At 48.0% G+C, this 11,382-nt stretch carries 14 protein-coding genes; 9 read left to right on the top strand and 5 right to left on the bottom strand.

Annotation, left to right across the window (positions count from 1 at the left end):
* Positions 1-73 precede the first annotated feature (73 nt).
* Together H3H32_RS23245 and H3H32_RS23250 are read right to left on the bottom strand one after the other, a co-directional pair.
* Positions 74-1,132, bottom strand: a complete 1,059-nt coding sequence (locus tag H3H32_RS23245) for a response regulator (protein ID WP_182457991.1) — start codon at positions 1,130-1,132, stop codon at positions 74-76.
* Positions 1,110-2,327, bottom strand: coding sequence for a PAS domain-containing sensor histidine kinase (locus tag H3H32_RS23250; RefSeq protein ID WP_182457992.1), 1,218 nt, complete (start codon positions 2,325-2,327; stop codon positions 1,110-1,112). Before H3H32_RS23250 ends, H3H32_RS23245 begins: the two co-directional genes overlap by 23 nt.
* Positions 2,328-2,466: 139 nt before the next feature.
* On the opposite strand from H3H32_RS23250, the gene H3H32_RS23255 reads away from it, so the two are divergent.
* The 9 genes from H3H32_RS23255 to ygiD all read left to right on the top strand — a co-directional run bounded on the left by H3H32_RS23255 (position 2,467) and on the right by ygiD (position 8,989).
* Positions 2,467-2,781, top strand: coding sequence for a thioredoxin domain-containing protein (locus H3H32_RS23255; protein ID WP_182457993.1), 315 nt, complete (start codon positions 2,467-2,469; stop codon positions 2,779-2,781).
* Between the two features lie 12 nt (positions 2,782-2,793).
* The gene (locus H3H32_RS23260; protein ID WP_182457994.1) at positions 2,794-3,213 is read left to right on the top strand and encodes a hypothetical protein; all 420 of its coding nucleotides are present in this window, start codon (positions 2,794-2,796) and stop codon (positions 3,211-3,213) included.
* A 71-nt stretch (positions 3,214-3,284) separates the two neighbouring features.
* Complete coding sequence (locus H3H32_RS23265) at positions 3,285-3,866, top strand: Crp/Fnr family transcriptional regulator (protein ID WP_182457995.1); 582 nt, start codon at positions 3,285-3,287, stop codon at positions 3,864-3,866.
* Positions 3,867-4,211: 345 nt separating this feature from the next.
* The gene (locus tag H3H32_RS23270) at positions 4,212-4,625 is read left to right on the top strand and encodes a hypothetical protein (protein ID WP_182457996.1); all 414 of its coding nucleotides are present in this window, start codon (positions 4,212-4,214) and stop codon (positions 4,623-4,625) included.
* Positions 4,626-4,800: 175 nt separating this feature from the next.
* Positions 4,801-5,913, top strand: a complete 1,113-nt coding sequence (locus tag H3H32_RS23275; protein WP_182457997.1) for an acyltransferase family protein — start codon at positions 4,801-4,803, stop codon at positions 5,911-5,913.
* 396 nt (positions 5,914-6,309) lie between these two features.
* Positions 6,310-6,843 carry a DUF2975 domain-containing protein gene (locus H3H32_RS23280; protein WP_182457998.1) on the top strand — a complete coding sequence of 178 codons (534 nt, stop codon included), beginning with the start codon at positions 6,310-6,312 and terminating at the stop codon, positions 6,841-6,843.
* Between the two features lie 3 nt (positions 6,844-6,846).
* The gene (locus H3H32_RS23285) at positions 6,847-7,056 is read left to right on the top strand and encodes a helix-turn-helix domain-containing protein (protein ID WP_182457999.1); all 210 of its coding nucleotides are present in this window, start codon (positions 6,847-6,849) and stop codon (positions 7,054-7,056) included.
* 432 nt (positions 7,057-7,488) lie between these two features.
* Positions 7,489-8,034, top strand: a complete 546-nt coding sequence (locus H3H32_RS23290) for an NAD(P)-binding domain-containing protein (RefSeq protein WP_182458000.1) — start codon at positions 7,489-7,491, stop codon at positions 8,032-8,034.
* Positions 8,035-8,155: 121 nt separating this feature from the next.
* Positions 8,156-8,989 (top strand): 4,5-DOPA-extradiol-dioxygenase, encoded by an 834-nt coding sequence (gene ygiD, locus H3H32_RS23295; RefSeq protein ID WP_182458001.1) that lies wholly within the window; start codon positions 8,156-8,158, stop codon positions 8,987-8,989.
* An 83-nt stretch (positions 8,990-9,072) separates the two neighbouring features.
* On the opposite strand, the gene H3H32_RS23300 is transcribed toward ygiD, so the two are convergent.
* The 3 genes from H3H32_RS23300 to H3H32_RS23310 all read right to left on the bottom strand — a co-directional run bounded on the left by H3H32_RS23300 (position 9,073) and on the right by H3H32_RS23310 (position 11,336).
* Positions 9,073-9,999: a bestrophin family protein gene (locus H3H32_RS23300; RefSeq protein ID WP_182458002.1), complete on the bottom strand. Its 927-nt coding sequence runs from the start codon at positions 9,997-9,999 to the stop codon at positions 9,073-9,075.
* A gap of 194 nt (positions 10,000-10,193) precedes the next feature.
* A complete protein-coding gene (locus H3H32_RS23305) occupies positions 10,194-10,892 on the bottom strand; it encodes a sulfite exporter TauE/SafE family protein (protein WP_182458003.1) in 699 nt (232 codons plus the stop codon).
* A gap of 3 nt (positions 10,893-10,895) precedes the next feature.
* A complete protein-coding gene (locus tag H3H32_RS23310; RefSeq protein ID WP_182458004.1) occupies positions 10,896-11,336 on the bottom strand; it encodes a FixH family protein in 441 nt (146 codons plus the stop codon).
* Between the last annotated feature and the right edge of the window lie 46 nt (positions 11,337-11,382).

The following is an 11,382-nucleotide window of genomic DNA, read 5'->3' on the forward strand; positions in this document are numbered from 1 at the left end:
TACACCGACGCTCCGCTACCCAACGTGAGAAAGCTCAGTTAGAAAGCTGATTCTCATCAACAAAGGCCTGGGGCTACCAATTGGCCCGACGCAGTTTGTCGGGCTGAAGCACTCGGATACCTCCCCCACTCACTTCAATCAGGCCATCCTGTTTGAATTCGCTTAAGGTTCGAATCAACGATTCGGTAGCGGTGCCGATAACGGCCGCCAAATCATCGCGGGAGAGTTGAATAGGTGGAGCGGGATCTCCGGTTGGCAGGGGTTCCTGAAGGCGCAGAAGTGTATTGGCCACCCGCCGACGGAGTGAACTATAGGCCATCCCCAACAATTGATCTTCTTTTTCGCTGACACGCCCCGCCAGCAACCGGACAAACTGCCGTCCGACTTCGGGTTGAGCGGTTAGCAGTTGCAGGAAATCCTGCTTCGGAATGTAAACTAGCTCGGAGTCATCGAGCGTCAGCGCCGAATCGGTATAGGCGGTTTCCTCCAGCAAGGCCAGGTCGCCAAAAAACTCACCCGCCCCATACAGGCCCGTTACTAATTCTTTGCCATCATTATTGGTTCGCGTGGTTTTAACGTGGCCACTTTTCACGAAATACAAGCGCGTGGGTTCGTCGCCCTCCGTGTACACAAACTGTTTTTTGGCAACATGATGCGTTCTTCGATCGGCCGACAAACCTTGTAAACCACCCGTTGTATGCACGTCATTCAGAAACTGCGTAAGTCCTTCCTGTTTCAGATCATATTTCTCGGCCTGAAGCTTACTGAACCGACTGAGCCGCCCTTCGACCGCCTTGAGCAGTTCCGTATCATCGAACGGTTTGGTCAGGTAGTCGTCGGCGCCCAGTTCCATGCCTTTCCGAAAATCAACCCGTTCCGACTTTGCCGTCAGGAAAATGAACGGAATGCCATTGAGTTCTGGGTTTTTATTGACAATGTGCAACACGCCATAACCGTCCAGAACGGGCATCATAATGTCGCAGATGATCAAATCAGGGTGGCTGGCCAGCGCCTGCTCAATTCCGATTTTGCCGTTTTCGGCGGTTAGCGTTCGATAGCCCGCCAGTTCTAAAATTTCGGCCGTATTCTCCCGAATATCGGTATTGTCTTCAATGATCAGGATAGTTTTCATGAGGAAGAAAAAGAGTAACCGTAGTACCTTCGCCCAATTGGCTGGCTAGTTCGATGGTGCCATTCAGCAATTCGAGGTAGCGGGCAACAATATGCAGACCGAGGCCTGTTCCAGCAAAGTTAGTGGCGTTTTTGGCCCGGAAGAATCGTTCAAATAAGTGTTTCTGATCATCAGCCGAAATACCAATTCCCTTGTCCTGGATCGTAATTGTCAGATCAGTTTCCCGACATTGGGCACTCACAAAAATAGATTGATTATCAGACGAATACTTAATTGCATTCGATAGCAAGTTAACCAGAATTTTTCGCAGTAAAGACGGGTCGGTCTGGATGGGTTTCGGGCAATCGAATTGCGTTTCAATTTGTTGCCCGGCTTTCAGGCTGCCTTGTAAATCGGCAAACGCTTCGTCGACCAGTTTCGGCAACTCGACCCACGAGAAAGTCGCTTCAATCCGGCCCTCTTCCAGTCGCCCAACCGACAAAAACTCCTCCAGAATATCGTTCAGGTGATTGACCGACGCTTTAATTCGTTGAATGTGCCGAAGTCGTTTGTCCTGCTGATCGGTTTCAGGATACTTCTCGATCAGCGAGGCCGATGTCAATACCGCACTCAGGGGCGTTCTGAATTCGTGCGACGCCATCGATACAAACCGGGACTTCAGTTCACCCAGTTCGCGTTCGGCAGCTAAGGCTTTGGCCAGTTCATCTTTCGACTGTTCGAGCTGATGCAGCGTGGCCATCAGCGCATGCGTCCGATCAATGACTTTCTGCTCCAGTTCGGCGTTGAGTTGTTCAATGCGGCTTTTTTGTTCCAACAGGGTTCGTTCGGCTTCTTTCTTGGCGGTAATGTCGATGATATACCCCACTGCCAACAGGGCGCCCTCCCGATAAAAATAACTCAGACTAATTTCTGCCGGGAACACCGAACCGTCTTTCCGTTTGGCAAACAGATCGCGCCCGTGGCCCATAGCCCGCACCTGCGGATTGGCATTGAATGAGGCTCTCAATGCAGCGTGGCGACCAGCAACTGAATCTGGAACAAGTGCATCGATGGATACCTCATGCATCTCCTCCTCGGTATATCCAAACAACGTGCGGGCATACCGATTCGTCGACCGAATATGGCCCTGTTCATCGCAAACGATGATGCCAATGGTGGCATGGGTAAAAACGGCCTCAAACGAGTCGTCGAACATAAAAAGCGAATCTTTCTGATTGCAAAGTAAACGCCCACAATCTGAATGCGGTTGACAAAAATCAGTTTTTCTATTGATCTGACTCACGATTCAGGAGCGATCGGGAGGCCAATTTTGAGTCATTAACCGACTTATTGTCATGACACCTCCTTCTTCGTTGCTGACGGATTTACCTCAACGGCCTGTGCTGCTGATCTTTACGTCGGCATCTCATACTCAACGTGTCGAAATTGACCAGCTTCTGGAAAAGGCGCAATCGGTATTAAGCCCAACTGTAAAGATCATGCGTGTTAGCGAAACAACGCATCCTGAAGTCGTACGCAGTTTTGGTTTTACTACCCTTCCTGCTTTCGTTCTGCTTCAGCAAGGCCTGGAATTATGGCGCTACTCGGGGCCTGTAGATAGCCCCGAGCTTTTTTACCAGATGAACCAGACGTTTTCTAAAACCCATTAATAGCCATCCAGCATGAATTCCAACGAGGTCAATCAGCCCCTTTCTTTGTCCGAAAAAACTGCTTCTTGCCAACACGAACACCAGCATTGGCAACAAATTATTCGTCAGCAGGAAGAAGAGATCCGCAATCTCCGATCGTTGTTACTCGACGTTATGAATCTCTATAACTGTCGTAGTTTGCGGCACGATGCGGTCGATTATTATCGGGACCTGAACCAGCTACAAACCAAGCTCACCCGATTGAACCGCGACTTGATTTGCGAAGGCGTTGAGTGCCAGGTTGTACTGAATCAACCCACCTGTACCAATACGCACTTTGGCTTGTCGGCCACCATTGAACGCCATGCCACAGTGCTTGCCAATGAGTTTTCCCGGATCAAAGATGGCTGCCTCCAGTTTTTGTCGGGCATGATGAGTCTGAACCTGCTGTAAGCGGTTGGCTTCATTAAATTTTGCTCCTAACCCATAAGACGCTATACTTGTTGCGATCTAGCCAACGCGACATGTACGAGCGCCTTCAAACGCATATTGCCCGACTGGTCGACCTCACCGAAAGCGAGTTTGCCCAGTTGAAAACGTTTTTCATTCCCAAAAAACTGCGGAGGAAGCAATACATTCTACAGGAAGGCGATCTCTGTAAATATATCTCATTTGTTGAAAAGGGGCTTTTGCGAACGTACACAGTTGATACCAAGGGCACTGAGCATATTGTTCAGTTTGCCCCGGAAGGCTGGTGGACGTCGGATATGTACAGCTATCTGACCGGCGAACGCTCGCAATACAACATTGAAGCCCTCGAAGACTCCGAACTGCTCCTCCTGGAACGGGACAACATGGAGCACATGGTCGAACGTGTCCCTAAAATGGAGCGTTTCTTTCGGATTATGCTCCAGAACAACTACATAGCCACACACCGCCGGGTGGTGAGTTCACTGAGTCAATCGGCCGAGGAAAACTATACCGAATTCGTACAGCGTTACCCGGATATTGTGCAGCGCGTTCCGCAGCATATGATCGCTTCGTATCTGGGGATTACCCCTGCCTTTCTCAGCCGGATTCGCGCCCGAAAACACACGGATGATTGAGTTTTGTCGGTATTTTTAGGGGTGGCTATTGGCTTAACGCAGCGCTTGATCGCTATTCCTCCAGGATCATTCGCCGTCAATCATGACACGATAAAAGTTGATTTGGGCTAGGTAAAGCCCCTTCTCAAGCTCTAATTTCACGACTTCTAAGCGTACCAGAAAAGAATTGAAATGTGGTCAAGGTACCACGGCCAGTACCGTCAAAAGTCGGCTTTCGCTAGCAATCTAAACGTTTGTGAAGATATAGAGCAGGGTAACGAAGAAACCAAACACCTCACGATAGCTTACACATAAATAGCATATTTTTGTCTTAAGCATACCTAGAAAACAGAACACATTAATTCGATGTCAAGACTAAGAAATAGATTTATACTCTTAATTCCTGCCTATTGGGCTTGCCTATTTGATGAGACAATCACGATTCTTCAACAGCCTGCGGCTTACTGGAATGGCGACCTAAATGCTGGTAACGAAGCTAACCCGATTGGGGCAACCCTGATGAGAAATCATGCATCAGGAATATTCGTGATTTCGTTTGCCTGGCTGGTAGTCATCGGTATATTTGGTTATTGGTTACCCGAGCGGCTTAGAAAAACCTTTGCGTTAGTCATCCTGATGGCTCATACTGGTGGAGCTATTAGTTGGATTACTCCGCATTACGGTTTCTGGTATTCCATAATCTTCATCGTATTCAATTCGGCACTATTTGTTCAGTTAGATAAAGTATATTCTCAAAATATTGAGAACGCTCCACTATAAAATAATATATAGAAAATAGGAGTCCATCACCACTCCTTGGCCTGGAACCAAAAGCCGTGCCACGGTTCTTTCATGATGCTACAATAAACCGTGGCACGGCTACCAGCGAAAATCCTACTATCATCAATTTATTCCCTGACCAAGCCACCGTAGAGTCCCAAATTCCCTGCTGTTAATGAACAATAACCAACTTGACACAAAGCCGCATTATCAACTTTTAGATGGACTTCGGGGAGTAGCCGCTATTATCGTCGTATTCTTTCACCTTACCGAGCCGCTTGCCAGTAGTCACCTCGATAATGTTGTCAATCATGGTTATCTGGCCGTTGATTTTTTCTTTCTCCTATCGGGCTTCGTCATTGGGTATGCGTATGATGACCGATGGGACCAACTAACCATTGGCGGCTTTCTCCGGCGCCGATTCGAGCGGCTGCAACCACTCGTTGTCTTGGGCATGACGCTCGGTGCCATAGGCTTTTACTTTACCGACTCCACTATATGGCCGCTTATCCATACCGTTCCTGCATGGAAGCTGATCATTGTTATGCTAATCGGCTGGACGATTTTGCCCATCCCACTTTCTATGGATATACGCGGCTGGCAAGAAATGCATCCGCTCAATAGTGTTGGCTGGTCATTATTTTTCGAGTACATCGCCAATATGCTTTACGCGCTGGGTCTACGAAAATTATCGAACAAAGCATTGGCGTGTTTTGTCGTACTGGCGGGTGCCGTGCTGTTGCATTTTGCCGTTACAAACCCGAACGGCGACGTTACCGGCGGCTGGACTTTGAACGTCGAACAGATGCGTGTTGGAATAACGCGCACGCTATTCCCATTTTTTGCTGGTCTGCTTTTATCGCGGGTATCACGGCCTGCCTCTATCAAACATGCGTTCTTATGGTGTAGTCTGCTGGTGGCGGTTGTTTTGTTTATGCCACGAATAGGCGGTGCCAACCATCTTTGGATGAATGGTTTGTACGAAGCGTTTTGTATCATCATTGTCTTTCCACTCATTGTCTATATCGGGGCCAGCGGTGTAGTGCGTAGCTGGACAGAAGAGAAAATCTGCAAGTTCCTCGGCGATCTTTCCTATCCCTTATATATGACGCATTATGTGCTTGTCTATTTCTATGTGGCCTGGGTAAGCAACCACAAAGGCATCACATTAGGGCAGGCCTGGCCCTATGCACTGCTCACCTTTTCAGGAGCTATCGTGTTGGCTTATGCAAGTTTAAAGCTGTACGATGAACCCGCACGAGCCTGGCTGCGAAAAAAGCTGAAGTAGCGGACCGGAAAGTATGGCCTACTCCATTAGAATCCTTATGTCCATTCCTCCACCTAATCCCTCATCTAGCACCTATATATTCGAAACTCCGTCAGGAGTGACCTGTTAATAGAAAACAAAGAACCGACATAACCCAAAGCGCCGTAGGTGCGACCTATATGAGCTGAATTAGGTCGCACCTACGGCGCTTTAGGCTCTTACTAAACGGCAATAGCTATTGACAGGACGCCCTTACAGGGCTGACTAGTCTATACACAGGCCGTTTTTCCGCAATACACTCCCCATCCTTTTATCACCCTAGAAAACAATCCAAGATTTAGAAAAATATTTTTTAATTATCGATTATCAATAAATATTTATCTATATTTGCTCAATATTTACTAAAAAACAACAAACATGACACACAAATCAACGAGAACGCAACAGATCCTAAGTGTGATGCAAATCCTCACCTGGATAGCCTACATTGGGCTTTGTATAAAAACCGGAGCCATCCTGATTTCTTTTGGCGTGAGCTTTATAAACCCTGAGGCTGTAAAGAATCTCTACAAGGGGTTGGATCTCGATCACCTTCGGCAAATGAACATCACCTATTATGTTTCGCTGGTCTCCTTCATCTTAGCGATACTGATGCTGAAAGCGCACGCTCTCTTTCTGACAACTACAATTCTGTCGAAGATTTCGCTGGCAAACCCGTTTACAATGGAGGTCGCCCAAACCCTCGAAAAGATCAGTTATGTTTTAGTAAGCGCCTGGATTGTCGGCTCACTCAGCAACGCCTATACGTCCTGGTTACTAAAAAGAACTGGAGAGTCTTTCAGTAGTGGCGCTACCGACGAACTCTTGTTTATGGCTGGTCTCGTATTCATTATCTCGCAGGTGTTCAAGCGGGGCGTGGAAATCCAGGCAGAAAATGAATTAACCGTATAAGCCATGCCGATTATTGTCAACCTGGATGTGATGATGGCCAAGCGTAAGATGTCATTGAATGAGCTTTCGGAAAAAGTGGATCTTACGCTGGCCAATCTTTCGATACTCAAAACCGGAAAGGCAAAAGCTATACGGTTCAGTACACTTGAGGCTATTTGTAAAGCATTGGATTGTCAGCCCGGCGATTTACTGGAGTATGCAGACCACGACTAAGCAATTAATTCGATTTAAGTAGGTCGACTAAAATACAGTAGATTATTTTTTGTCATACTGACGAAGGAAGCATCTTTGGTAGCCAGATAAATAGCCTCACCCGAAGATGCTTCCTTCGTCAGCATGACAAAAACGCCTTTTCAAAATAGCCTAAGCTATTTATACTTGAGCACTTAGATTCAATCATTTACGGATTGTGTGACCCCGATGGGGTCACACAATCCGTAATCTAGGATCCATATCTCCCATTCCTCGGCCTGTGTCCTCACAGGCCGTTTTTATAGTAGTGTCACCGGGGCCACCAAGTCCTGAGATTAGTTTTCATTGACCTGGTACAACATTATTTCTTGTACTAGGTCATCGTTTTGGCCCATAGGATCGCGGTAATTTTGTGGTATCAACGTCAACGATTCGGCAAAACAACGTATCGCCATGAAGTCAACCATCGCCTTTATCGGTTCAGGCAATCTGGGAACTGAATTGGCTACCCGGCTGGTCAATAGTGCTTACCGGCTGCTGATCTTCGATCAGCATTTAGCCAAGTCGCAGCTACTCGTCAATCAGCTTTTGACGGTCACTCCTACAGCCGAAGTGGAAGCTATCGACTGCCCGACAAATGCGTCCTGGGAAGCCGACATCATTGTGTTGGCCGTTCCCGAATTGTCAAAAAAAGAGGTGGCTGATCGAATCAGAGACGTGGCCGTTTGCAAAATCGTTATCAGTCTCTATACACCATTGCATGATGAAGAAAGCCGTCATTTTGAGTCTACAGCTATTTACGTGGGCGAAGAATTACAACAACGACTCCCGAATTCTAAAGTGGTGAACGTAATCATCATGGGCGAAGAACGAACAGATGCATTTCTCATCAGCACGCATCCCGAAGCGCTAATTACGGTTTCAACGCTGATTCAGAATGCAGGACTAAATCCCATCGTGGCCGAGGATTGGTCGGTAGATAGCACAAAAATTCTTTGACAGGATTTACAAGATTCACAGGATTGCCTATCTGATTATTAATCCTGTAAATCCTGTCGAAAACAACTTATACATGGAACGGAAACAGTTTGTAAAGACCATTCTAACAGGAGCAATTACAATGAACACTTTATCAGCTTTTAAACAATTTACCAACGATCTGGACGAAACAGGCCCCCTTATGCCCGTTTTGTTTGTTGGCCACGGATCGCCGATGAACGGCATCGAAGACAATGAATTCAGTCGTCGCTGGACACGTATGGCGCAGGAAATCCCGACGCCAACGGCTGTGCTGGTCGTTTCGGCGCACTGGTTTACACGAGGTACGAAAATTACGGCCATGGACTTCCCGGAAACCATTCACGACTTCGGCGGCTTTCCCAAAGCCTTGTTCGACGTGCAGTATCCGGCTCCCGGCAATCCAGCCCTTGCTAAAGAAACGGCTTCCTTGCTTCACTCTGCCCATGTAGAATTAGCACACGATTGGGGCCTGGATCACGGCACCTGGACAATCGTTCGGCACATGTACCCAGACGCTAAAATTCCTGTTTTGCAATTGAGCATCGACTATACCAAAGGGCCACAGTACCACTATGATTTAGCTCGTGAACTCTACTCCTTACGCAAAAAAGGCGTGCTGATTATCGGGAGTGGCAACATGGTACATAACCTGCGCATGGTGGCCTGGGACAAAATGGATGTGCCCAATTACGGTTTCGATTGGGCGAAATCGCTTAACGACAAGTTCAAACAGTTGATTAGCGACGGCGACGTAAAACCGCTCATCAATTACAACACTCTGGGTCGGGAAGCCGCCTTAGCCATTCCGACCCCCGAACATTATCTGCCGCTGTTATACAGCTTAGGTCTGCAAGGGACTAAAGATTCCGTCTCGTTCTTTAACGACCGGGCGGTGGCGGGTTCGCTTACGATGACGTCGGTGAAGATTGGGTAGGTTGGCAAAGGGGTAAGGGCATGGGGCATAGGGGTAAAAGCATGCGCTAGCTCCTATGCCCCATGCCCTTACCCCTTTGCACTTTAGTTCACTTTGATATAATCCACCTCCGGCTTGGCCAGAACGGTTGCGGAAGGTTTTACGCCCAGAATTTCGTGCACATTCCGCCGGATATTCTGGGCAATTTGGTTCAGGGGTAAGTCGTTGCAATCCAGCCCGAACGGTTCTTCAATTTCATCGCCAATCATCTCGATGCCAATTAAAGCATAGGCTGCCAGCGTGGTTGCAATGATGCCGAAATAGCCGTAGTTAGAAACGAGAACCAAGGGAATCAGCAACACATACATCGTAATAAACAGCTTGATAAAGAAGCTATACGAGAACGGAATCGGTGTTTTTTTGATGCGTTCGCAGGAGCCCGTTATATCCAGCAAGGCCTGATGATAAAGCCGAATGGTAATTAAATCGGCGTCGTTGACAAGACCGTCCTGACGTAGTGCCTGAAACCGACGCGTGAGTAAAGCGGCCAGCCGACTGGGGATATGCGTATAGTCGGGGAGCGTTTTTAATTGATCGTCACCCGCTTCTTCGAGTTCTGTAAAATCAACGCCCGTCCGCAGATGCCCTTTAAGCGCCAGCGCAAAGTTGGAGAGCGTTCGGGCGAAGAAAACCCGGTTTGTTAGAGCATCATCGGGCAAGAGTCCATCCATCAGGACAGCCAGGTTACGGCTGTAATTAACTAACAATCCCCACTGCCGACGGCCTTCCCAGAACCGATCGTAAGCGGTATTGGTCCGAAAGACCAGCAATAAACTAAGTGTGATGCCTAATAATGAAAAGAGGGTTCCGTCGAACGGTACGTGAATATCGGCAACATGCTGGTCGATTAGGGTTAGTAGAACCCCGTAAAGACTCACATACCCTACTCGTTGCAAAAGCACTCGAATACTGTAACTGGTGTGAAAATGCCTAAGGGCACCAAACCAATTTTTTGCTTCGTAAATAATCACCGGTTGTAGAAGAATAGTGTGTTATTGTTTCTCTCGTAAAGAATCAATATACACATTCATCTTCAGCGGGCAAGTCCAATCTGAGTTATCGGAACGATTAATCAGGAAATAGCTGGGGATTTTTCGGAAAGCGGTGCCACGGTTTAAGTAAGCGTCATGAGTAACCGTGGCACCGCTTTCCGAAAAATCCCCAGCTATTTCCCGGTCAAAAGCCCGTGGCAAATCGGAATAACATCTGCCGGACCAATTGGCAATCGGTATTCGGCCACGCCCCGACCAATGAGTAATACGGCAATAACGATCGTCGCGACCGAGAGTACTTGATTCAGTCGTTGCCGACCAACAATGGGTAACCAGCTTGTGATCAGATTAACACCCAGAAGCGCAGGCAATGTACCCAGCCCGAACAACAGCATATACGAGGCTCCCGCTAGTGGCGTATGGGTTGTCAGTGTTCCGGCTAATGCCAGATAGGTAAATCCGCAGGGCAACAGACCATTCAGCATACCTAATCCGGCAAAACTCCAGCGCCGGGGTTGCTGTACATACTGCCCGAATAATTTCGAGATTCGGGTCGTCAACCAGGGCCAGTGAAAGCGAGTGGGCAAGCTTTTTCGCCAAAGGAAACTGATCAATAAAACAATCCCGCAACCGATAGCCAGCGGTCGCTGCCAGCCAATGAAGTTCAGTCCAAAACCCACTGTACCTGCCAACGCCCCCAGCATACTGTAGATGGCAATTCGCCCGGCATGATACAGACCAATGGCCTGCCATCGCTGCCCGTACGGTAACCGACCAACGGGCAAGGCAGCCACAAGCGGCCCGCACATACCTACGCAATGTAGACTACTGATCAGACCCGTCAGGAAAGCGGTAGCGAGCCAGGGCGACATGGTTTATAGAAAAATCTGTTCTTCTTTATAATACTCCCGTTGTCCATCCGACCAAGTGAACTGCACGCGCCAGTTCCCTTTTGCCAGCGCTTTTGTCGGAACCACCTGCCGGGTTGGATGCGTAGCGGGGATATTTACCCGAAAATCCTGCCGACTGTCGCCGGGACGATAAAATGTGATTTCACCTTTCTGAAGGCTCGTAGGCAGCACAAACACGATCTGCTGCTGATCGGCCAGATACGTCATGGCAGTAGCGAAATTAAGGTCTGAGTTAATTTGTTGGGCGTTGCTCACCCGATCGATGTGCTGCTGATACTCTATTTCGTTCTGATAATAATTGTCACTTACCAGATCGATGCGCTCGCGGGTCATCCGATACACCATGGTACCAATGAAGCCCCCAAAGAGCACAAACACGAGAATAATTGATTTTCCCCAGTTCATGATTATTGAGTGATTGAGTGATTAAATGATTGAGTGATGGAATGAA

The sequence above is a fragment of the Spirosoma foliorum genome, assembly GCF_014117325.1.
GTDB classification, from domain to species: domain Bacteria; phylum Bacteroidota; class Bacteroidia; order Cytophagales; family Spirosomataceae; genus Spirosoma; species Spirosoma foliorum.